16 protein-coding genes are annotated in these 22,418 nt (G+C 62.7%); 13 read left to right on the plus strand and 3 right to left on the minus strand.

Going from position 1 to position 22,418, the window contains the following annotated elements:
• Nucleotides 1–89 precede the first annotated feature (89 nt).
• The 8 genes from AC3WOG_RS08675 (at nt 90) to AC3WOG_RS08710 (ending at nt 9,893) form a co-directional block, all read left to right on the plus strand.
• On the plus strand, nt 90–1,346 hold the full coding sequence (locus tag AC3WOG_RS08675) for an acyl-CoA dehydrogenase family protein (protein WP_492577597.1): 1,257 nt from the start codon (nt 90–92) through the stop codon (nt 1,344–1,346).
• Between the two features lie 48 nt (nt 1,347–1,394).
• The gene (locus AC3WOG_RS08680) at nt 1,395–2,510 is read left to right on the plus strand and encodes a saccharopine dehydrogenase family protein (RefSeq protein ID WP_492577598.1); all 1,116 of its coding nucleotides are present in this window, start codon (nt 1,395–1,397) and stop codon (nt 2,508–2,510) included.
• Nucleotides 2,511–2,574: 64 nt separating this feature from the next.
• Complete coding sequence (locus AC3WOG_RS08685; RefSeq protein WP_492577599.1) at nt 2,575–3,816, plus strand: thiolase family protein; 1,242 nt, start codon at nt 2,575–2,577, stop codon at nt 3,814–3,816.
• A gap of 80 nt (nt 3,817–3,896) precedes the next feature.
• A complete protein-coding gene (locus AC3WOG_RS08690; protein WP_492577600.1) occupies nt 3,897–5,501 on the plus strand; it encodes an AMP-binding protein in 1,605 nt (534 codons plus the stop codon).
• A 43-nt stretch (nt 5,502–5,544) separates the two neighbouring features.
• Complete coding sequence (locus AC3WOG_RS08695) at nt 5,545–6,294, plus strand: electron transfer flavoprotein subunit beta/FixA family protein (RefSeq protein ID WP_492577601.1); 750 nt, start codon at nt 5,545–5,547, stop codon at nt 6,292–6,294.
• 17 nt (nt 6,295–6,311) lie between these two features.
• Complete coding sequence (locus tag AC3WOG_RS08700; RefSeq protein WP_492577602.1) at nt 6,312–7,259, plus strand: electron transfer flavoprotein subunit alpha/FixB family protein; 948 nt, start codon at nt 6,312–6,314, stop codon at nt 7,257–7,259.
• A 14-nt stretch (nt 7,260–7,273) separates the two neighbouring features.
• Nucleotides 7,274–9,064 (plus strand): acyl-CoA dehydrogenase C-terminal domain-containing protein, encoded by a 1,791-nt coding sequence (locus AC3WOG_RS08705; protein WP_492579743.1) that lies wholly within the window; start codon nt 7,274–7,276, stop codon nt 9,062–9,064.
• 127 nt (nt 9,065–9,191) lie between these two features.
• Nucleotides 9,192–9,893 carry an OmpW/AlkL family protein gene (locus tag AC3WOG_RS08710; protein ID WP_492577603.1) on the plus strand — a complete coding sequence of 234 codons (702 nt, stop codon included), beginning with the start codon at nt 9,192–9,194 and terminating at the stop codon, nt 9,891–9,893.
• Nucleotides 9,894–9,990: 97 nt separating this feature from the next.
• On the opposite strand, the gene AC3WOG_RS08715 is transcribed toward AC3WOG_RS08710, so the two are convergent.
• From AC3WOG_RS08715 to AC3WOG_RS08725, 3 genes are all read right to left on the minus strand, one after another.
• Complete coding sequence (locus tag AC3WOG_RS08715) at nt 9,991–10,440, minus strand: hypothetical protein (RefSeq protein WP_492577604.1); 450 nt, start codon at nt 10,438–10,440, stop codon at nt 9,991–9,993.
• A 282-nt stretch (nt 10,441–10,722) separates the two neighbouring features.
• Nucleotides 10,723–11,052: a class II aldolase/adducin family protein gene (locus AC3WOG_RS08720; protein WP_492577605.1), complete on the minus strand. Its 330-nt coding sequence runs from the start codon at nt 11,050–11,052 to the stop codon at nt 10,723–10,725.
• Nucleotides 11,053–11,350: 298 nt separating this feature from the next.
• The gene (locus tag AC3WOG_RS08725) at nt 11,351–11,593 is read right to left on the minus strand and encodes a hypothetical protein (RefSeq protein WP_492577606.1); all 243 of its coding nucleotides are present in this window, start codon (nt 11,591–11,593) and stop codon (nt 11,351–11,353) included.
• Between the two features lie 552 nt (nt 11,594–12,145).
• Between AC3WOG_RS08725 and AC3WOG_RS08730 the strand changes: the two genes are divergently transcribed.
• From AC3WOG_RS08730 to AC3WOG_RS08750, 5 genes are all read left to right on the plus strand, one after another.
• Nucleotides 12,146–14,176, plus strand: a complete 2,031-nt coding sequence (locus tag AC3WOG_RS08730; RefSeq protein WP_492577607.1) for a sigma-54-dependent Fis family transcriptional regulator — start codon at nt 12,146–12,148, stop codon at nt 14,174–14,176.
• Nucleotides 14,177–14,589: 413 nt separating this feature from the next.
• Nucleotides 14,590–16,737, plus strand: coding sequence for a hydantoinase/oxoprolinase family protein (locus AC3WOG_RS08735; protein WP_492577608.1), 2,148 nt, complete (start codon nt 14,590–14,592; stop codon nt 16,735–16,737).
• A gap of 10 nt (nt 16,738–16,747) precedes the next feature.
• Entirely contained in the window at nt 16,748–19,072 is a 2,325-nt protein-coding gene (locus tag AC3WOG_RS08740; protein WP_492577609.1) for a hydantoinase B/oxoprolinase family protein, read from the plus strand.
• Nucleotides 19,073–19,115: 43 nt separating this feature from the next.
• Nucleotides 19,116–19,622, plus strand: coding sequence for an acetone carboxylase subunit gamma (locus AC3WOG_RS08745; RefSeq protein WP_492577610.1), 507 nt, complete (start codon nt 19,116–19,118; stop codon nt 19,620–19,622).
• Between the two features lie 368 nt (nt 19,623–19,990).
• Complete coding sequence (locus AC3WOG_RS08750; RefSeq protein ID WP_492577611.1) at nt 19,991–22,012, plus strand: sigma-54-dependent Fis family transcriptional regulator; 2,022 nt, start codon at nt 19,991–19,993, stop codon at nt 22,010–22,012.
• The last annotated feature ends 406 nt before the right edge of the window (nt 22,013–22,418 follow it).

The following is a 22,418-nucleotide window of genomic DNA, read 5'->3' on the forward strand; positions in this document are numbered from 1 at the left end:
CCGGTGATGTCTGGACACCTCGCTGGGCGCGACCAGTACCGGCGCGTTGCTCACGAGATGATACGCCCAACCACCTCCATGGAGGAGACATGTCAACCGCATCGAATCACATTGCAGCGCACAAACTGGGACCGCTCGGTGCGCAGCCGGCATTGTCGGAAATGAGCCAGATGGTCCAGCAGACCGTCCATCGTTACGCGGAAGAAGTGATGCGCCCGATCGGCGTCAAGCTCGATCGGCTGACGCCCGAAGCGGCGATCGCACAAGGCTCGCCCTACTGGGACGCGCGCGAGAAGTTCGTCGAACTGGGTTTCGGCGTCGATGAACTGCTCGAGCTCGAACCGGCCGAACGGGCGATGACCATGAGCATCCTGTTCGAAGAGCTCGGCTGGGGCGATTCCGGACTTGCGGTCTCGTACGGCGCCGGCCTGTTGCCCGCGCTGATGAGCGCGGCGTTCGGCAACCCGTTTTGCCGCGCGCTCGCACCGGATGCGAAGCTCGGCTGCTGGGCGATCACAGAACCCGATCACGGCTCCGACATGCTGGACGCGAACGGCATGATCTTTCATCCGCAGGGCGGGTACGGCCGGCCCAACTGCGTCGCGACGCTGCGCGGCGACGCGGTGATCATCAACGGGCAGAAGTCGGCCTGGGTGTCGAACGGTATCGTCGCCGACGTGTGCATTCTCTATTGCGCGGCGGACAGCGGCAGCGGCGCTGACACGAAGCGCGGCGCGGTGGTGATCGTGCCGCTCGACGCCAAAGGGGTGTCGCGCGGCAAGCCGCTCGACAAGGTCGGCCAGCGCGCCCTCAACCAGGGCGAACTCTTCTTCGAGAACGTCACGCTGTCGAAGGAGCATATCCTCGCCGGGCCCGACCAGTACCTCGACGCGGTCTACGCAATCCATACGTTCGCCAACGCGATCATGGCCACCGTGTTTACCGGCACCGCACGAGCGGCTTTCGAGCTTGCGCTCGCTTACGCGCACGAGCGCAAGCAGGGTGGCCTGCCGATCATCCGGCATCAGTCGGTCGCGTCGCGGCTCTTTCACATGTTCCGCAAAGTCGAAGCGGCCCGCGCAATCGCGCAGCGGATCGTGCACTACAACTTCACCGCACCGCAGCCGTCGCTGCACGCGGCGATGACGGCGAAGATCACCGCGACCCAGACCGCGTTCGAAGTCGCCAACGACGCGCTGCAGATCTTCTGCGGCAATGGCCTCACGCGCGAGTATCCGATCGAGAAGATCTGGCGCGACGCACGCGCGTCGCTGATCGAGGACGGTTGCAACGAAGTCCTGGCGATCAAAGGCGGCTATTACCTGATCGACCCTGAACTGCTGTGAACGGCACCAGGCGCTCGCGCAATCCGACGACAACCTGAAGGAGACGAAATGGCAACGGCATACGAAGTGGTCCTCTATGGAGCGAGTGGCTACACGGGCAAGCTCACAGCGTGGAAGCTCGCCGAGCGCGGCATCCCGTTCATCGCCGCGGGGCGCAGCAAGGCGCGGCTGGAAGAGGAAATGGCGAAGGTGCCTGAACTTGCCGGACACGACTATCAGTGCGTGGCGGTCGAGCATGAAACAGGCGCGCTCACCGAACTGTTCAAGGGCAGGAAGGCTGTCGTCAACATCGTCGGGCCGTTCATGCAGCTCGGCCGCCCTGTCGTCGAGGCGTGCCTCACGGCCGGTTGCCATTACTTCGACACCACCGGCGAGACCGACTGGATGTCCCTGCTGAAGCACACGTACGGAAAGGCTTTTGCCGGCCGCGATCTGGCGCTGTGTCCAGGCAACTCGTACATGTGGACCGAAGGCAATCTCGCGGCGGAGATCGCGCTGGAGACGCCGGGCATCGACACGCTCGACGTGCTCTATCTCGGGGATTCGGAGGTCAGCGTCGCGTCGACGATGTCGTTTCTGCGTATGTGCACGAAGCCGCAGTTCCACCTGCGCAACAACGAACTGGTGCAGTGGCCGTGGGCGACACCGTATCAGGTGCATGTGCCGGGCGAGCACATGCTGCTCAACGCGTTGCCCTGGAGCGGCGGCGGCGAGCCGGTCTGGTACGAAGACGATCCGCGCGTGCGCAATTGCCAGACGCTCGTTTCGTTCCGGAATCAGGAGCGCTTCAACGCGGTGCTCGGTCTGTTGAAGAAGTTCGAGGAGGAGTGCCGGCATCTCGACCCCGCCAGCCAGGAAGAAGTTACCAACGAGTGGGGCAAGGCCGTCACGCAGGTGGAGCCTGCGCGCGAAAACCCCGACGTCAACCGTTGCACGCTGTCGTGCCAGGGGCGGGGCAATACGAATTCCGTCAGCGTGATTCTGCGTGGCAATTCGCCCTATGCGCAAACCGGCGTGCTCGGCGCGGAAGCGGTGCGCCGCGTTCTGCGAGGGCAGTTGCACGCTACCGGCTTCGTCTCGCCGGCGCAGGCCTTCGGCGCACGCAATCTCGTCGCCGCCCAGGCGGAGGAAGGCTATCTCGCCTACGAGGTGAAGAGCGTTTGACAACGAATCGGACAGCGCGCGTCACCGGTTCGTGGCGCGAGCATTTCAGCGGTGGAGAGTAGAAATGGGCAATGACGTGTATATCGCGGGCGTCGGCATGACGCCGTTCGGCAAGCATCTGGACACGAGCGTGAAGCAGCTCACGCGCGCAGCCGTGGAAGATGCGCTCGCCGACGCAGGCTGTGACAAAGGGCAAGTGCAGGGCGCGTTCTTCGGCAACTCCACGCAGGGACACATGGAGGGCCAGCACATGATCCGCGGCCAGCTGGCGCTGCGCGCGATGGGGATCGAGAAGGTGGCGGTGATCAACGTAGAGAACGCTTGCGCGAGCGCGAGCACCGCGTTTCACCTCGCGGTGAACTACGTCAGGGCCGGGGCCGCCGACATCGTGCTCGCCGTGGGCGCGGAGAAGATGTTCTCGACAGACAAGGCGCGCACCTTCAGCGCATTCGACGGCGCCTGGGACGTCCATGACACCGGGAACGGCAAGCGCCGGCTGCTCGAGATGGGTACCGGCATCGAGCCGCCCGACGGCAGCATCTCGACGAAGCCGTACAGCGTGTTCATGGACATCTACGCATCGATGGGTCGCATGCACATGCGCGAGTTCGGCACGACCCAGCGGCAGTTCGCCGCTGTATCCGCCAAGAACCACGGGCACTCGGTCCACAATCCGCTCGCGCAGTATCGGCAGGCTTACTCGATCGAAGAGATTCTCGGCGCGCCGCCGATCACTTATCCGCTCACGCTGCCGATGTGCTCGCCCGTCAGCGACGGCGCGGCGGCGGCCATCGTCTGCAGCGAGGCCGGTCTCGCGCTGTTGAACGGGCGGCGCTCGCGGGCCATCCGCGTGCTGGCGTCCGTGCTGCAGACGGGAAGCGACCGGCCGGCTACGGCGCTCGACCGGCATCTTGTCAGGCTGGGCTCCTCGCGCGCTTATGAGCAAGCCGGCATCGCGCCGCAGGATGTCTCGGTCGCCGAGGTGCACGACGCGACAGCGATCGGCGAAATCATCCAGTCCGAAGTGCTCGGGTTGTGCGAAGCGGGCATGGGCGGCGTCGCCGCGGAACGAGGCGATACGGCGATCGGCGGGCGGATTCCGATCAATCCTTCCGGCGGCCTCGAATCGAAGGGGCATCCGATCGGCGCGACAGGTCTCGGTCAGCTCTACGAACTGGTGACCCAGTTGCGCGGCGAGGCGGGCGCTCGCCAGGTCGAGGACGCGCGCATTGCGATTGCCGAGAACGGCGGTGGACTGTGCGGCGTGGAAGAGGCCGTCGCCAGCATCACGATTCTCGGACGTTGAGGTCGAACCGTGACGCTACGAGCGATCCTGCACTCGATTTCGAGCAAAACCGAACTGCATCTGCAAGGAGACAGGGTGCCATGAGCACGAGACCCGAAACCACGCTGGCAGCGTTGATCGCCAACCGCGTCGAGACCGCGCCGGATCTCGATGTGCTGACCGTCGAAGGCGCTGGCGTGCGCCCCGACGAGGTACGTACCTACGCGCAGTTGTGGGAAAACGGCCAACGGCTCGCGCAGGTGCTGATCGATCAGGGCCTGCGGCCCGGCGAGCACTTCGCGTTGCTGATGGCCAATCACGCGGAGTTCGTCGACGCAATGGTTGCGGCGTCGATCTCAGGCACGGTGTTCGTGCCGATCGATCCGCGCACGAGGGGCGACAAGCTCGCCTTCATGCTCGACACCGCGCGCTGCCGCGGCGTCATCGCTGCCGACTATGCGCTCGGTTACCTGCTTGCCGTACGGGGTGTGCTTCCCCAGTTGTCCTGGGTGATCGGGCTCGAAACGGACGAGGGCACCAAGCCGCTTGCCGATTTCCCCGGCGTGTTGCCGTACCGCGCGTTGCTGCCGGAATGCGTGCCCGAGTTGCCCATCGCGGCCCGCGATCCCGACAGCGCGATGCAGTTGATCTTCACGTCCGGCACCACCGGCGATCCGAAGGGCATCGTGATGACGCACCAGCGCTATTGCGCGACGTCGGCGGCTGTGTCCGCGCTCTTTGGCTACGCGCCCAGCGACCGGCCGTATTCAGGGCTGTCGCTCACGCATGCCAACGCGCAGGTCTTGACGCTGGGCGCATCGCTTAGCGCCGGCATGCGCGCCGTGCTGTCGCGCCGCTTTACGAAGTCGCGCCTGTGGGACATCACCCGCAAGTACCGCTGTACGACGTTCACGCTGCTCGGCGGCATGACCACGGCGATCTACAGCGAGCCGAACCGGCCCGATGACGCGGACAACCCGGTGCGCTTCGTGATTTCCGCGGGGATGCCGGCGGCGATCTGGTGCGCGTTCGAGAAGCGCTTCGGCGTGCAGATCGTCGAGTTCTACGGCGCCGCGGAAGGCGGCATCACAGTCAAGCCGCTAGGGGCCGGTCCGATCGGCAGCATCGGCAAGCCGGCGCCGATTCTCAGGCACCGCGTCGTCGACGACGACGGCAACGACTGTGCGCCCGGCGTGCCCGGCGAACTGCTGTTCCGGCCGGTCGACGGCTCGCCGTTCAAGGTCGACTACTTCGGCAATCCGGAAGCATCGGAGAAGAAGTGCAGGGACGGCTGGCTGCACATGGGCGACGTCGTGCGGGAGGACCAGAACGGCTGGCTGTTCTTCGAATATCGCAAGGGTGGCGGCATACGTCACAACGGCGAGTTCATCAATCCAGCGCCGATCGAGAAGGCGATCGCCGAGTCGGGTCTCGTCGAGGACGTCTACGTCTACGGCGTGAAGGCCGCCTCAGGCGCGCCGGGCGAGAAAGACGTGGTCGCGGCGGTGGTGCCCAAGGATCGAGCCGGTTTCGACCCGCAGCAGGTATTCCGTGCGTGCCGCGCAAAGCTGGAAGCGAGTTCCGTCATCTCCTGGTTGCAGGTGGTGCCGGAAATACCGAAGACCGCATCGGAAAAGCCGCTTGAGCGTTACCTGCTCGACATGTTCGACGGGCAGCGCGACAGCGTGTTCGCGGAGGGGCCATGACGGGTCGCCGCGTGGAATGCCCTTTATCAAAACGGAGTAGGCAATGAAAGTACTTGTTCCTGTCAAACGCGTCGTCGACGCGAACGTCAGAGTCCGCGTGAAGGCCGACGGCAGCGCTGTCGACATCGCCAACGTGAAGCTGTCGATGAACCCATTCGACGAAATCAGTGTTGAAGAGGCCGTGCGCCTGAAGGAAGCCGGCACGGTGACCGAGGTGATCGCGGTTTCGTGTGGCGTACAGGCGTGCCAGGAAACGCTGCGCACCGCGATGGCGACGGGTGCCGACCGCGGCATCCTCGTCGACGCCGACGCGGATTTGCAACCGCTCGCGGTGGCGAAGCTGTTGAAGGCGCTAGTGGATAAGGAGCAACCGCAACTGGTGCTCCTCGGCAAGCAGGCCATCGACGACGACTCCAACCAGGTCGGCCAGATGCTCGCGGCGCTGCTCGGCTGGCCGCAGGCGACGTTCGCCTCGAAGGTCGTCGTCGAAGCAGGCAAGGCCACGGTCACGCGCGAGATCGACGGCGGTCTCGAGACGATCGAAGTCGATTTGCCGGCCGTCATTACTGCCGATCTCCGGCTGAACACGCCGCGCTATGCGACGCTGCCCAACATCATGAAGGCGAAGAAGAAGCCGCTCGATGTCGTGACACCGGACGCGCTGGGTGTCGATGTCACACCCAGACTCACGACGCTCAAGCTCGCGGAGCCCGCGAAACGCGAGGCAGGCGTTCGCGTGGCCGATGCCGCCGAACTGGTCGACAAGCTAAAGCACGTCGCGCACGTCATCTAATACGCAAGGGGAGCAAAATGCCCGTACTCGTTATTGCTGAACACGACAATCAGGCGCTTAAGACCGCGACCCTGAATGCCGTCACTGCCGCCGCCCGCCTGGGCGACGACATTCACGTTCTGGTAGCCGGCGCGCAATGCACGGCCGTCGCCGAACAGGCGGCCCGCGTTGCCGGCGTCACCCGCGTGCGCGTGGCCGACGCCGCGCACTTCGGCCACACGTTGGCCGAGAACCTCGCGGCGCTCGTCGTGAAGGTTGCCGCGGATTACAGCCACGTGATCGCGCCGGCTACCACGACCGCGAAGAACGCGATGCCGCGCGTCGCCGCGCTGCTCGACGTCGCGCAGGTCTCCGAAATCGTCGCCGTCGAATCCGCCGATACGTTCGTGCGTCCCATCTACGCGGGCAACGTGCTGGCGACGGTGCGCAGCGTCGATCGCATCAAGGTCATCACCGTTCGAACTACCGCTTTCGCGGCGGCGCCCGCGGAAGGTGGAGCGGCCGCGATCGAAGCGTTGGAGCCTGCGCCTGAAGTGCCGGGTTCCCGCTTCGTGAGCCAGCAGCTCACGCGCTCCGAGCGCCCGGAGCTGACGTCGGCGCGACGCGTGATCTCGGGTGGCCGGGGTATGGGTTCGGGCGAAAACTTCGCGTTGCTCGAAGACATCGCCAGCAAGCTCGGCGCGGCGGTCGGCGCGTCGCGGGCGGCGGTGGATGCCGGCTTCGTGCCCAACGACTACCAGGTGGGCCAGACCGGCAAGGTCATTGCCCCGCAGCTTTACATCGCAGTGGGCATTTCCGGCGCGATCCAGCATCTGGCCGGGATGAAGGACTCGAAAGTAATCGTCGCCATCAACAAGGACGAGGAGGCGCCGATTTTCCAGGTCGCTGACTACTGGATCGTCGGCGACCTCTTCAAGGTGTTGCCGGACTTGTCGCGTGAACTGGACAAGCTGCAACAGGGTTGATTCGGGAGCACATGATGAGCATCTATATTGCACCGTTGCGCGACATGCACTTCGTGATGACGGAACTGGCGGACCTCGGCGCGTTGAGCGCGCTACCGGGCTTCGAAGAGGCGACGCCGGAACTCGCCGAGGCGGTACTCGAGGAGGCAGCCAGGCTTGCCACCGAAGTCCTTGCGCCGCTCAACAAACCGGGCGACGAACAGGGCGCGCGTCTGACCCAGGACGGCGTGGCCGCTGCCGATGGTTTCGCGGCTGCCTACCGGCAATTTGCCGCGGGAGGCTGGAGCGGCCTGAGCGGCGACCCCGGGTTTGGCGGGCAGGGTTTGCCCGAACTGCTGCATGCCGCGACCGTGGAAATGTGGAATTCGTCCAACATGGCGTTCGCGCTATGTCCGCTGTTGACCGCCGGCGCCACCGAGGCATTGCGGCAACATGGTTCGGAAGCGTTGAAAGCAATCTATCTGCCGAGGCTCGTCAGCGGCGATTGGACCGGCACGATGAATCTGACCGAGCCGCAAGCCGGGTCGGACCTCGCCGCCGTGCGCACGAAGGCTGTGGCCGACGGAGATCACTATCGCCTGTCCGGTCAGAAAATCTTCATCACGTGGGGCGACCACGACATGACGGACAACGTGATTCACCTGGTCCTGGCTCGCACGCCTGGCGCGCCGGAAGGCGTGCGCGGCATCTCCTTGTTCCTCGTGCCCAAGTTCGTCCTGAACGCTGACGGCTCCCCGGGCTCGCGCAACGACGTGCACTGCGTGTCCCTCGAACACAAGCTCGGTATTCATGCGAGTCCGACCTGTGTGATGAGCTTCGGCGATCAGGGCGGCGCGATCGGCTATCTCGTCGGACAGGAGAACAAGGGGCTCGCGCACATGTTCACGATGATGAACGAAGCGCGCCAGAAGGTGGGGATACAGGGGCTGGCGATGGCGGAACGCGCTTATCAGCAGGCCCGTGAATATGCAAAGGAGCGCGTTCAGGGACGTCTCGCGACAGGCAAATCCGGTGATGCCGTCGCCATCGTTCATCACCCGGACGTGCGGCGCATGTTGATGACGATGAAGGCGCAGACCGAAGCGATGCGCGCCTTCGCTTACGTGATCGCAGCCGACATGGATCGCGCGCACAGGCATCCGGAAGCCGGTGAACGCGCACGCCGCCAGGCTCGGGTCGATCTTCTGATTCCGGTTCTGAAGGGATGGTGTACCGAACTGGGCGTGGAGATCGCTTCGCTTGGCGTTCAGGTACATGGCGGGATGGGCTACATCGAAGAAACGGGCGCATGTCAGTTCCTGCGCGACGCGCGGATCGCGACGATCTACGAAGGCACGACTGGCATTCAGGCCGCGGACCTGGTGGGCCGCAAGCTGGCGTCGGATCGGGGCGCGGCAATGAGCGATCTTATCGTGGAGATGCGCGAGGCCGCATTGGCGCTCGAGCACAGTGCGGATGCGCAGCTTGCCTCGATCGGCACGGGCGTGGCCGCGGGCGCTCAGGCGCTCGAGGATGCCACCGGATGGATGCTGCGCGCGTTGGCGACTCAAGCCGACGAGGCGCTCGCCAGTTCGTTCGACTATCTGATGCTTGCCGGTTATGTATGCGGCGGATGGCAAATGGCGCGTGCCGCGCTGGCGGCGTCGAGAAAACGTGCGGCGGGCGAGGATCCGGATTTCCATCTGACCAAGCTGGCCACCGCGCGATTCTACGCAGACAGGATCTTGCCCAAAGCCACGGCCCTTCTGGAGGCGATCCGGAGCGGCGCTGCCGGCGCATTCGATATTGCGATCGAGCAACTCTGATCGATGTACTGAAGACGGCTTGCAAAAGACGCATGAATCTACATTCGCAGTGCGAATTAAAGTGGAGACGATAGTGAAAAGCATCGCCTATCTTGCCTTGATACCCGGGTTGACATGTGGCGGGGCAATGGCCCAGAGTGCGGGCAGCGTCATCTCCAGTGTGGGCGGGGCGTGGCTCGACTTTGGCCCGTCGTCCGCAACGGCATTGCGGAGTACTTCGGCAGCAGGCACGTTCACCTCAGCGGGAACGGGTGGCCAGATTCACAATACGTTTACTCCCGAGCTTGCGCTGACCTGGTTCATCACGGACAACATCGCTCTCGATCTGGCGAGCGGCGTGCCGCCAAAACTCAAGCTCTATGCACAGGGTACGGCGGCCCCGCTCGGGCCAGCCGGGCCGACGCTCGGTCTCGGCAATCTGCAACCGCTCGCCACCACACGAGCGTGGCCGCCGATTCTCTTCGTGAAGTACTACTTCGGCGAGGCGCAGACGAAGCTGCGTCCCTTTGTCGGTGTCGGCGTCAATTACACGTGGTACTCGCATATCGAGCTCAATTCGACCTTCAACGGCGCGTTGCAGCAGTTCGCGGGACCGGGCGGCCAGGTCAAGGCTTCGCTGAGCCCGTCATGGAATCCCGCGTTCAATGCGGGCGCCTCTTACAACATCAGCAAAAACTGGTACGCCACAGCGTCCATGACCTATCTGCCTCTCAAGACGAATGCGACGATCGCCGCCGTGGCTGCCAATGGGCGGCCCGTGCTGACCAACAGAACGCACATCACGGCCAATCCGTGGATTGCTTTCGTCGGAATTGGCTACCGCTTCTAGTCAAAAAAATTGCAGGGGATGGGCGGCTATGGACAATGCGCGCGGAAAAATCCGGACTGTCTTTACGGCACAAGGGCCGAGGTGACCTGCCGATCGTTCAGAATTGCTGAGCCTTGAGCGACTCGAATTCTGCGCGGCAGGCGTCGCTGAACGGACCGAGGATGTCGATCGAACCCAGGGCCAACATTTCGCGCAGTTCCGCGAAGCTCTTGTCCGGGGCAAGGTACGTATCGACGATTGTCCGTCCGATCCGATCGGCCTCCTTCGCCACCTCGGATGAGGATTGGACGCGCATCCGGCCTATTTTGGCGAACAGGCTGCCCAGGCTCGCCAGGTCCGGTTCGTTGTGCTGTAGGGCGTGCACATAGCATTTCGACGCCTCCTCGAGGAATTCCTTATAGAGTTCCTGACGGCGCGCGCGGTCGTGCGCAAGCCACTCTGCTTTGACCTGCGTGTGCTGTGTGAGCCACGACGCGAGAACGGAAGTCAGTCCGCCAATGGCAGCGCCGACCAGTGCGGCTAGCGCGGAAATGTACGTTGCATTCATCCCATGACCTCGAATGTGTCTGCGCCAGGCGCGCGAGTTGTTATCTTGAAATGCGTCATTTTGGCTATGGTGTCATAACACCACGCCGGCTTGCATTCGTCAGAGGTTGCAGTGTTGCCACGACGCAGACCGCGAAGCATCTCCGCTAGCCACGGAAGGTGATCGGCCATTGCGAAGTTGTTCCTGCCAGGATAATCCGTACGAGGACGCCGGTGACGAAGCGCAGTCACTGGTTTGGCATCGCCGCTATGCCGGCTCGTCAATTTGAAAGCTGGCGTCACTTCATGCGCTGAGCGCACTCAAAGTAACGTGCAATGGATGCGTATGGATGATGCAATTGATGTCGGGGCGTGCCCGGTAAATCCAGGTCCTTACGACTGCCGGCAACTCGCTTTCCGCTTGCTGCTGGCTTTGACGCGCGGACGGGCACGGGCGGCGGGATGCTTCCGGCTGAGACGGTATTGCTGACGCTATCGGCCGTGGCGAGACCACTTTAAGTCTTGCCGGCACTGGAGCAGGAGGGTGCCGATTGACAATCGGGTGGGAATGCCCTGGACTATCGGCTACTTTCGGCGAGAATATCCGAACCTGGTATCGGCGGGTATTCGCCATGAGCTAGGTTCCCGTCACTTTTGATACAAGGTGCGGGGCAACCGTAATTTGTGACCGTATTCTTGCCAGTATTTTGCGGCCAAGGCGGGACATGGTGCGATACCGTCAGCCAGATCTGAGCGGTGACGGTATCGAGCAAACTCGCAGCAACGTTTCATTTCGTGGAGGGCGGGGCAGCGCTATTCTTCCTCCTCGACATCGATGCGGTTGATCGCGACCAGAATTCGAAGCGGGTCGTCATAGTGTGAGGGCGCGCAAGCCGTGCTACCTGCACACGCCCAACCTGCATCAAGTCAGACTAATCCATCCTCATCGCTGGCCTTCCACTTTCGATGCTCGGCGGGAATACACACCACGAGCCGTCATCGTGCCTGAAGAAAAGAATCGCCAGCAGGCCGGTCGAACGCAATGTCTCGACACGCACATAGCGTTTGTGATTCGCACTCGTGCGACCGAAGCGTGTGATGCGAACCGGCATCGCCGGGGTCGGCGCCAACCATTTGTCGACCAGCAAACGCAAGGACATCTGACCGGTGTTCATCGCCTTCTCCTTCGAGCTCATTCCCGTCAAGTGCTCCGTCAACCGCTGCTTTGGCTATCGGACCGAACCTGGAGGCGACCATTGCGGCTCGCCTGTACACAGTTAACCGCATGAGCTATGCCAATATTCCCGGTATGTTTATAAGCGATTGATTTAATTTGGATTTTTCTGGATAACCGTCGCCGGGGCGGGGCGCCGGATGTACAAAGCGTTCGATTTCCGGACGGTCCTGGTTTTCAGGGATAGAATTTGAACGGAGGCCCGTGTCCGCATGGCGCCTGCGTCGTGACAGAGCGCCGATGAGAGCAGCCACGGCATCAGGAACAGTCCGACCGACGGCCCTGATAGCGCCTCGGCCTGCATCGGACAGCGAAGCGTTCGAAAACACTACGTTCGAAACATCGATGCCGTCCCAGCGCTCATCGCCGTGGACAGGGGGCTTCGGGTTATCAACCGGGCCCATCGCGCTTCACGGCCCAAAAAGGAAAAACACCATCAGGCCAGGGTGAGCCCGCTGGTCGGGCGAGAAAGTCATGCTCATACGGAGACGGCATGAAAGAGACAGGTACGCCAATGGACTGGTTCTCCAGTCCGGATCGCGACGCCAGTGTCATGGCGGCGTGGGAACGTTTGATTCAAGGTGACAAGTCGGCCAATGGTGTCCTGCGTGAGGTGGTAGACGATTCCTGGCGCCGCTGCCTGGACGCAAGCGTGGACCCCGGCACGACCTCTGCGCCCCCGCCTCTGGAAGAAGGGCGTCTGTTCGACCTGCGCGCCAGCAACGACCGCCTGATGCATGCCAGCGTGCCGCTTATCCAGCAGACACGCGAGTTCCTTTCGCAGACGGGAACCATCCTGCTGCTCGCCGACCCCGACGGCATGATCCTCGAACTGGCTGGCGATACGCGCATCGTTGAGCCGGCAGGCGAGGTTCGCTTGATACCCGGTTGCAACTGGACGGAACTCAGCTGTGGCACCAATGCGATCGGCACGGCCCTCGCCTTGCAGCAACCGGTGCAGATCCATGGTTCCGAGCATTTCTGCGCAGGCATCAAGCAGTGGACCTGCTCCGCCACGGTGGTCCGCGATCCGCTGGATGGCCGGGTACTCGGCGTGCTGGACGTCTCAGGGCTTGCGCAAACCTACAGCCAGCATAGTCTGGCGTTCATCGTCTCAATGGCAGGGCGTATCGAGAGTCGGCTCGCCAGATTCGCGATGGAGCGGCGCCTGCGCCTGATGGAGCGGTGCATGGCGTATTGTTCCGGGCGTGTGGATGGTGTCGTGGTGGTGGACGAGTGCGGACGGCTTGTCAAAGCCAACCCGCAGGCGCCAGCCGCATTTGCTCGTCTCGGTCTGTCAGGCGCGCTGGAAGGCGCTTTTCCCATCCCGGACCTCGCGAGGATTGCCGATGGCGCCACGTCGCCACAATCACCCGCGTGGCTGCGCCTCGCGCGAATCGAACGGGTCAAGGAAGACGCCGATACGCTCGGCTTCATGCTGATCGCCCCGGCCGCCAGCCGGCGCGCCGCTGTGCTGCCTGACACGATGCCGGCCGCTGACGCCGCGCCTGCGCCGGCGTTCTCCCGTATCGTCGGCACGAGTCCAGCACTTCGTGCGGCGGTCCAGAAAGCGCAGCAGCTTGCCAAAGCCACGGTGCCGGTGCTGCTGCTCGGTGAAACGGGCGTCGGCAAGGAGTTGTTTGCGCAAGGCATCCATCAGGCCAGCGCGAGGGCTGACGGCCCCTTTGTCGCCCTGAATTGTGGCGGCTTGTCCCGCGACCTGTTGACCAGTGAGCTGTTCGGTTACGCGGAAGGGGCATTCACGGGCGCGCGCAAATCCGGCATGACGGGGAAAATCGAAGCGGCCAATCACGGCACGCTGTTCCTCGACGAAATCGGCGAAATGCCGCTCGACATCCAGCCGCATTTGCTGCGCGTGCTGGAGGAAGGGGAGATCTATCGATTGGGTGAGAACACGCCTCGCAAGGTCGACTTCCGCCTGATCGCCGCCACGCATCGCGACCTGCGTGCCGACGTGGGCGATGGCAAATTCCGCATGGATCTGTATTACCGGCTGGCTGTCACGAACATCTCGATACCACCGCTGCGCGAACGCAAGACGGACTTGCCTGACATGATCGCGCATTGGTTGCGTGTCTCGCGTGAGCGCTACAACGTGGCCCATGCCGGCTTCGACGATGTCGCGTACGAATGTCTGCTGAACTATGCATGGCCCGGCAACGTTCGCGAGTTGCGCAACGCGATCGAGGGCGCGTTGCTGATGGCCCGGGATGGTCCAATAACGGTGGACCACCTGCCGCCCGAAATCGGCGCTTCAGCCGTTCTGGCAGGCGCTCAGGATACAGCGCCCTCGGTGCAGTCCGCGCTTGCACGCCAGAAGGTCCGCTCGCTGGAAATGGCAGAAGCCGAGTCGATCCGCGTTGCGATCCAGCAAAGCCGGGGCAATCTGACCCAGGTGGCTGCGCAGCTCGGCATCGCAAAAAGCACGTTGTATCAGAAGATCAGGAAGTACGCGCTGATGCAGGACCTTGGAATCACCCGGCAGATTACCCGGCGACATTGAGCAGCGTCGACCGCGACAGGGGATCATGACGCTGCTCGCTAAGTCGCCGCTCGCGTTGGCTGTGACGATGCGCCAACGAACCTCGCGGTCCACCCTGCCGCGGCCGCAGTAACCCGCGTCTACGCAGGTCCTCCTGCGCGTCGCTCACCCCTTCAGACCTGCGTTCGAAATCCGCGCTCCAAACGGCCGACCGTCCGGGAACCGGACGGTGCGCGAACGCGCCGGCCATTTCCAGTCCGTCGGCAGATGCCCTGAATAGCCAAGCCGGTCAAGGGCTTGCCGATCACGCGCTGACGTCGCAGTCCAGTGGCATACCCCTTGCAATTATCTCCTCCGAAGCGAATCGCAATGCTCGCTTCGCATCGCGCCTTGTCGTTGAGGCGATGTTCAATCAAGGAGAGCTGGAGACACTAATGGAACAGCAACTTTCACACGTCCAGGTATTGGGCATCGATGCCGGCGGCACGATGACCGATACCTTCTTCGTGCGTTCAGATGGCCGCTTCGTGGTCGGCAAAGCCCAAAGCAATCCCGCGGACGAGTCATTGGCCATTCTGGAATCGTCAAAAGACGCGCTGGCGCAGTGGGCTCGCGAAGTGGACGAGGTCTACCCCGAACTGGTGACGTGCGTCTATTCCGGTACGGCGATGCTCAATCGCGTGGTTCAGCGCAAAGGCCTGGAAGTGGGGCTCATCTGCAATCGAGGCTTCGAGCAGATTCACTCGATGGGGCGGGCCATCCAGAGCTATCTCGGCTACGCGCTCGAAGAGCGCATCCACCTCAACACCCACCGCTACGACGAACCGCTGGTCCCGCTTTCGCGCACCCGCGGTGTGACGGAACGCACCGATGTTCAGGGTGAAATCGTCATCCCCCTGCGCGAAGACGAAGTGCGCAAGGCGACGCGGGAACTCGTGAATGCCGGCTCGAAGGCGATTGCCATTTGTCTGCTGCAATCCCACAAGAACGAGTCGAGCGAAAAACGCGCTCGCGATGTCTGCCGCGACGAACTGAAAAAAATCGGTGTGGACATTCCGGTCTTTGCGTCAGTCGACTACTATCCGTCGCGCAAGGAAAGCCACCGCACCAACACCACCATTCTCGAAGCCTACGCGGCCGAACCGTCCCGGCAGACGCTGAAGAAGGTCAGTGACCGTTTCAGGAAGCACGGCGCGAAGTTCGATCTGCGGGTGATGGCCACGCACGGCGGGACGATCAGCTGGAAGGCCAAGGAGCTCGCCCGCACGATCGTCTCCGGTCCGATCGGGGGCGTGATCGGCTCGCGGCTGCTTGGCGAAAGACTGGGCTACGAGAACATCGCATGCAGCGATATCGGCGGCACCAGTTTCGACATGGCGCTGATCACCAAGGGCAACTTTGCGATCGCCTCCGATCCGGACATGGCTCGTCTCGTGCTGTCGCTGCCGCTGGTGGCGATGGATTCGGTGGGCGCGGGAGCGGGCAGCTTTGTGCGGCTCGACCCCTATAGCGGTTCCATCAAGCTCGGGCCAGATAGCGCGGGTTATCGCGTGGGTACATGCTGGCCGGAAAGCGGACTCGATACGGTGTCGGTGTCCGACTGTCATGTGGTGCTGGGCTATCTCAACCCCCTCAACTTCCTCGGCGGCGCGATCAAGCTCGACGTCGAACGCGCACGGCAACACATCAAGGCCCAGATCGCCGATCCGCTTGGCCTTTCTGTGGAGGATGCCGCTGCGGGCGTCATCGAACTGCTCGATCTCAGCCTGCACGAGTACCTGCGCGCCAACATCAGCGCAAAGGGTTACAACCCCACCGACTTCGTGTGCTTCTCGTACGGCGGGGCGGGGCCGGTGCATACCTACGGCTATACGGAAGGCCTGGGCTTCAAGGACGTGATCGTCCCTGCATGGGCAGCCGGATTCTCCGCGTTCGGTTGCGCATGCGCGGACTTCGAGTACCGCTACGACAAGAGTGTGGATATCGCGGTCGCGCCGGACGCCCCCGATGAACAGAAAGCGGCGGCCTGTGCGGTGATTCAGGACGCGTGGAAGGAACTCGCCGACAAGGTCGTCGAGGAGTTCGTCATCAACGGTTTCAAGCTGGAAGACATCACGTTGTTGCCCGGCTACCGGATGCAGTACATGGGACAACTGAACGATCTGGAGATCACTGCGCCGATCAGCGCCGCCACCACCGCGGCGGACTGGAAGAAGATCACCGACGCGTTCGAGGAAACCTATTCGAGGGTGTACGCGAGTTCCGCCCGCTCACCGGAACTGGGCTTCAGCGCCACCGGCGCGATCATGCGCGGTCTTGTCGCCACGCAGAAGCCGGTGCTGCCGGAGGACCCGGAAGCAGGCGAAACACCGCCCAAATCTGCGTATCTCGGCAAGCGCCCGTTCTACCGCCACAAGACATGGGTCGAAGCCGACATCTGGCAGATGGAGTCGCTCATGGCGGGTAACCACATCGTGGGGCCGGCCATCATCGAGTCCGCCTCCACTACCTTCGTCGTGCCTGATGGTTTCGAAACCACGCTCGACAAGCACCGTCTGTTCCATCTGCAAGAAGTGAAGTAAGGAGACGCAAATGAACCTCATGTCATCCAAGGAAGTCGGCCAGCCCGAATTGCTCGCCAACGGCAAGACCCTGAAAGCGTTCCGCGCCGAGATCATGGCGCGCACCAGCAAGACGGGCCATTACAACGGGCTCGCCCGGCTCGAGTTGCGCGAGAAGGATCCGATCGGCTACGAGAAGCTGTTCTCCAAGATTCGCGGCGGACTGGTGCACGCTCGCGAAACCGCGAAGAAGATTGCTGCGTCGCCGATCGTGGAGCAGGAAGGCGAATTGTGTTTCACGCTGTACAACGCGGTCGGCGACTGCGTGCTGACCTCGACCGGCATCATCATCCACGTCGGCACGATGGGCGCCGCGATCAAGTACATGATCGAGAACAATTGGGAGGACAACCCGGGCATCAATCCGGGGGACATGTTCACCAATAACGATTGCTCGATCGGCAACGTTCACCCTTGCGACATTGCGACGATCGTGCCGATTTTCTGGGCCGGCAAACTCATCGGCTGGGTGGGTGGCGTGACGCACGTGATCGACACCGGTGCGGTGACGCCGGGTTCGATGTCGACGGGCCAGGTTCAGCGCTTCGGCGACGGCTACCAGATCACCTGCCGCAAGACCGGCGTGAACGACCAGCCGTTGCGCGACTGGCTGCATGAAAGCCAGCGCTCGGTACGCACGCCGAAATACTGGATCCTGGACGAGCGCACCCGGATCGCCGGTTGCCACATGATCCGCGACATGGTCGAAGAGGTTATCGCCACCGAGGGGCTGGAAGCCTACGAGAAGTTCAGCTATGAGGTCATCGAAGAGGGCCGTCGTGGGCTGCAAAGCCGCATCAAGGCAATGACGCTGCCCGGCAAATACCGCAAGGTCGCCTTTGTGGATGTGCCCTACGCCCACGAAGATATCCAGACGCCTTCGGCCTTCGCCAAGATCGACACCATCATGCACTCGCCGGTGGAAATGACGATCCGCCCCGACGCTACGTGGCGGCTGGATTTCGAAGGCGCGAGCCGCTGGGGATGGCACACCTATAACGCTCACCACGTGGCGTTCACGAGCGGCATCTGGGTCATGATGACCCAGACCCTGGTGCCGACCCAGCGCATCAACGACGGCGCCTACTTCGGCACGGAGTTCCGCCTGCCCAAGGGCACATGGATGAATCCGGACGATCGCCGCACCGGGCACGCCTATGCATGGCACTTCCTGGTGTCGGGGTGGAGTGCCATGTGGCGGGGGCTCGGCCAGGCGTACTTCAGCCGTGGCTATCTGGAAGAAGTCAACGCGGGCAATGCCAATACGTCGAACTGGCTGCAAGGCGGCGGCATCAACCAGGACGGTGAGGTGCACGCGGTCAACAGCTTCGAGGCCTCGTCATGTGGCACGGGCGCCGGCGCCATCAAGGACGGTCTCAATCACGCGGCTGCGATCTGGAACCCGGAAGGCGACATGGGCGACATCGAGATCTGGGAGATGGCCGAACCGTTGCTCTATCTCGGGCGCAACGTCAAAGCCAATTCCGGCGGCTACGGCAAGTATCGCGGTGGGTGTGGTTTCGAAACCCTGCGCATGGTCTGGAAAGCCCAGGACTGGACCATGTTCTTCATGGGCAATGGCTACATGAATAGCGATTGGGGGTTCATGGGCGGCTATCCGTCTGCCACCGGCTACCGGTTCGAGGCGCACAAGACGGGCCTGAAAGAGCGCATCGCGCAGGGACTCTCGCTGCCGCTCGGCGGCGACACGAATCCCGACGCACCGGACTACGAGCGGCACATCGATGCGACTTCCAGGGTCAAGCGCGACAAGCAATGCATGACGACCGAGGATTGCTACGAAAACCACGACCTGTACCTCAATTACCTGCGCGGCGGTCCGGGCTTTGGTGATCCGCTCGATCGGGAAACGGAAGCGATTGCGAAGGATCTCAACAACGGCTTCCTGCTCCCCGAATTTGCCGAGAAGGTGTACGGCGCGGTGTTGTCGCAGGACGCCACGGGAATCTGGGCGGTCGACGCGGAGAAGACCGTGAAGCGCCGCGGCGAAATCCGCAACGAGCGGCTTGCGCGTTCGTTGCCGACGCGGGAATGGATGAAGGAAGAGCGCGAGCGCGTCCTCACCAAACATGCGTCGCGCCCAGTGCGTCACATGTTCGCGACCAGCTTCGGGTTGTCGGAGAAATTCCTCAACGACTTCCGCAAGTTCTGGGATCTGCCTGCCGACTGGAATATGACCGAGGCAGAACTGGACGTGCCGTCCTACGGCTCGAAATACCGGATGGATCTCTCGTTGCTGCCCGACGTGACCACGGTGGTTCAGGTCGAAGAGTAATCCATACCGGTATCGATATCGAAGCGAATCAAGGAGTATCGAAATGTCTGCTTACACGAAAGAACAGGTCAGCAATCTGGTCGACGGGCGACTCGACTGGGACACGACCGCGCGCATGTTGTCCATGCCGAAAGATCAGGAGCGCTTTAGCCAGTACCTCGAAGTATTGCAGGGCAAGGTTCCATGGCCCGACAAGATCGTCTTGCCGCTTGGGCCGCACCTGCATATCGTGCAGGCCGTGAAGAGCAAACACTGGCTGGTCAAGTGCGACTGCGGCCATGAGTTCTGCGACTACCGCGAGAACTGGAAACTGTACGCCAACGTCTATGTGCGCGACACCGAAGAGGCCATGCTCGAGGTCTATCCGAAGCTCATGGCCCCCGACACCCAGTGGCAGGTCTACCGCGAGTACTACTGCCCGAGTTGCGCAACCATGCACGACGTCGAAGCGCCGACGCCGTGGTATCCGGTGATTCACGATTTCGAGCCGGATATCGAGGCGTTCTACAAGGAGTGGTTGCAGTTGCCGGTTCCCGAGCGCGCCGACTAGCGTAAAGGGCAGGGCGCGGCTTTTACCGCGCCCGGTTGTCCCGCAGCCGACTGCGGGACGTCGCTACGTTCATCAGCCGCTCCATGAGCGCAGTTTGATGCGGCGCAAAAAGGATTATCCGAACGAGCACGCCGGTGCACAGACGCCGTTCGAAAATCGAACGGCGTCTGTGCGTCCGTCGTCCGGAAATCGAACGCCGGGTGGCACACTGAACAGTCTCCTGTGGCATTCAGTCGATGGCATCGATCTTGCCCTTCTCTTTGCATGAGCCGAATGGGTTTGCCATGTTGCGGCGCGGCAGTGATAACCGCGCAAGCTGCATGACACGCCTAACCGTTAGTACAAGGCGATATAAAAAGGAGACAGGTATGGGCATGTCGGATGCCACACAGATGTTCTCGAACCCCGGCGACGAAGCGGTCATCATGGCTGCATGGGAGCGATTCCTGAACGGTGGGGAAGTACCGCACAGTGTCGTGCGGCACCTCGTCGACACATCGTGGCAACGCTGCGTCGAGCGACAGGTCGATCCCAGGTTGGGTCATGCGCCGCCGCCGCTGGACGAGCACCTGCTTTACTCGTTGCAACGCAATCACCGCGATCTGGTTGAGGCAAGCGCGCCGGTCATGGCGCACGCCCGCGATTTTCTGGCGCAAACCGAAACGGTCATGGCCCTCGCCGAACCGGCCGGCACCATCCTCAACCTGGAAGGCGACCCGGCCGCCATCGCGTCGGCCCACGGGATCCAGCTCCTGCCCGGCGCGTCGTGGAACGAGATGATTTGCGGCACCAACGCGATCGGCACCGCGATCGAGGTTGGCCAGCCTGTGCAGATCCATTCTGCCGAGCACTTCTGCGTCGGCATCAAACGCTGGACCTGCTCGGCCAACGCGATCCGCGATCCGCGCGACGGCACGATCATTGGCGTCATCGATGTGTCCGGGTTGTCTGAATCCTACAATCGTCATAGCCTCGCACTGGTCGTCACGGCCGCGAGCCGTATTGAAAGCCGTCTGGCCGCGCGGACGATGGAACTTCGCTATCGGTTGCTCGATCGCTGCGTGAGCCGAATGGCGAAGCTCGCGACCGATGGTGCGGTTGTGTTCGATCATGGCGGCTATCCGATCAAGGTCAACGAACACGCCGAAGCTGCTATTGCCGCCGCCGGCGGCGATCTTTCGCTTACCCGGCCGAGGCGCATCCTCGCACTCGCCACCGACTCCTCAGCTGCATACATTTCGCCCGCCGATCTGCCTCACTGGATCCAGCCCGACTGGATCGAGCCGGTGATCGACGACGGCAGGCGCATCGGCAGCTTGCTGATCATTCCGTTCGTGCGTCGCACGGCCTCCGTGCGTAGAGCGGTCAGCACACTACGTGGCTGTGCCGACGACAAGGCGGCCGGTTTCGAGAGCATTCTGGGCGAAGCCCCGGCACTGCTCGATGCCGTCGACAGGGCTCGCCAGATCGCCCGTTCACGCGCACCGGTCGTGCTGCTGGGCGAGACTGGCGTAGGCAAGGAACTGTTTGCGAGAGGCATTCACCTGGCAAGCGGGGCGAACGATGGCCCCTTCATTGCGCTCAACTGTGGCGGCCTGTCGCGCGAACTCCTGGCGAGCGAATTGTTCGGCTACGGCGACGGCGCGTTCACTGGCGCGCGCCGAGGCGGCGCACTTGGCAAGATCGAAGCGGCCAATGGCGGGACCTTGTTTCTCGACGAAATCGGCGAAATGCCGGTGGATCTGCAACCGCATTTCCTGCGTGTACTCGAGCAGGGGGAAATCTATCGGCTCGGTGAAAACGTTCCGAGGAAGGTGACTTTTCGGCTCGTTGCGGCGACCAATCGCGACTTGAGAAAGGAGGTCGCGGAAGGGCGCTTCCGGATGGATTTCTTTTATCGCGTCGCCGTCACGAGTATCCGTATTCCGCCATTGCGCGACCGGCCGGGGGACATTCGCCGCCTGGCCGAACATCTTGTCCGTCAGTTCGCGACCGGGCAAGGCAGGGCAAGCCCTGAGATTGACGCCGGCGTGATTGCGGCGCTCGACGCGTATCCATGGCCTGGCAACGTCAGGGAGCTTCACAACGTGGTCGAGAGCATGCTTCTCACAGCAAGCTCGGAGCGGCTGACGCTCGACGATCTGCCGCCGGAGCTGCGCTCGGGCAACGGGCAGGTGAGCGCCAGAGGTGACGAACCGGTTTCGCGCGACGGTAGCGTGACGTTGGAAACGACGGAGCATGGTGCGATTCGCAACGCGATCATCATCTCTCGTGGGAACCTGACATCCGCGGCCCGGCACCTGGGTATAGCGAAGAGCACGCTGTATCAGAAGCTCAGGAAATATGGTCTGGATCGCACGCTGATCGATGCCCGGGGGGAGGGCGGTTAGGTGGCGTGACGGTACACGGTATGGCACAAAGGCGTGCATGACGTGCGTAATGTACATGAGCCGGCTACAGGTTTGTTACCGGGGCACAAGATAATCGGGTGGAGAGTTTGCTGATCTGACGGCATGGAAGAGGGCGCTGCGGCGCCCTTTTTCATTGCTGTGTTATTGCCGCGGTTTTGGGATGGCAGGCGCTGCGGCGACGGATGCCGCCAGCTTTCGCGTCCGGGGCAACCGCGCACCGATCTCATCCAACACCTTGTTGCTGTTTGCGTACGACGCGTCGTACTTCGCGGCGTCAGCCAGTATTGCGGGAGAACGGAATTAGTTGGACGGGGCGTCATTAACAATCAAAGAACTCCCAACGAATTCGGTCACGCGTTTTACGACACCGAACCGAATAAATTGG

This window comes from Paraburkholderia sp. FW306-02-B (assembly GCF_058782725.1).

Excerpts from the sequence above, each read along its gene's own strand:
- AC3WOG_RS08695 (WP_492577601.1), top strand. The coding sequence starts at position 5,545 with ATGAAAGTACTTGTTCCTGTCAAACGCGTCGTCGACGCGAACGTCAGA.
- AC3WOG_RS08715 (WP_492577604.1), bottom strand. The coding sequence starts at position 10,440 with ATGAATGCAACGTACATTTCCGCGCTAGCCGCACTGGTCGGCGCTGCC.
- AC3WOG_RS08745 (WP_492577610.1), top strand. The coding sequence starts at position 19,116 with ATGTCTGCTTACACGAAAGAACAGGTCAGCAATCTGGTCGACGGGCGA.
- AC3WOG_RS08725 (WP_492577606.1), bottom strand. The coding sequence starts at position 11,593 with ATGAACACCGGTCAGATGTCCTTGCGTTTGCTGGTCGACAAATGGTTG.
- AC3WOG_RS08705 (WP_492579743.1), top strand. The coding sequence starts at position 7,274 with ATGAGCATCTATATTGCACCGTTGCGCGACATGCACTTCGTGATGACG.
- AC3WOG_RS08730 (WP_492577607.1), top strand. The coding sequence starts at position 12,146 with ATGAAAGAGACAGGTACGCCAATGGACTGGTTCTCCAGTCCGGATCGC.
- AC3WOG_RS08720 (WP_492577605.1), bottom strand. The coding sequence starts at position 11,052 with ATGGCGAATACCCGCCGATACCAGGTTCGGATATTCTCGCCGAAAGTA.
- AC3WOG_RS08690 (WP_492577600.1), top strand. The coding sequence starts at position 3,897 with ATGAGCACGAGACCCGAAACCACGCTGGCAGCGTTGATCGCCAACCGC.
- AC3WOG_RS08685 (WP_492577599.1), top strand. The coding sequence starts at position 2,575 with ATGGGCAATGACGTGTATATCGCGGGCGTCGGCATGACGCCGTTCGGC.
- AC3WOG_RS08675 (WP_492577597.1), top strand. The coding sequence starts at position 90 with ATGTCAACCGCATCGAATCACATTGCAGCGCACAAACTGGGACCGCTC.
- AC3WOG_RS08680 (WP_492577598.1), top strand. The coding sequence starts at position 1,395 with ATGGCAACGGCATACGAAGTGGTCCTCTATGGAGCGAGTGGCTACACG.
- AC3WOG_RS08740 (WP_492577609.1), top strand. The coding sequence starts at position 16,748 with ATGAACCTCATGTCATCCAAGGAAGTCGGCCAGCCCGAATTGCTCGCC.
- AC3WOG_RS08750 (WP_492577611.1), top strand. The coding sequence starts at position 19,991 with ATGGGCATGTCGGATGCCACACAGATGTTCTCGAACCCCGGCGACGAA.
- AC3WOG_RS08735 (WP_492577608.1), top strand. The coding sequence starts at position 14,590 with ATGGAACAGCAACTTTCACACGTCCAGGTATTGGGCATCGATGCCGGC.
- AC3WOG_RS08700 (WP_492577602.1), top strand. The coding sequence starts at position 6,312 with ATGCCCGTACTCGTTATTGCTGAACACGACAATCAGGCGCTTAAGACC.
- AC3WOG_RS08710 (WP_492577603.1), top strand. The coding sequence starts at position 9,192 with ATGGCCCAGAGTGCGGGCAGCGTCATCTCCAGTGTGGGCGGGGCGTGG.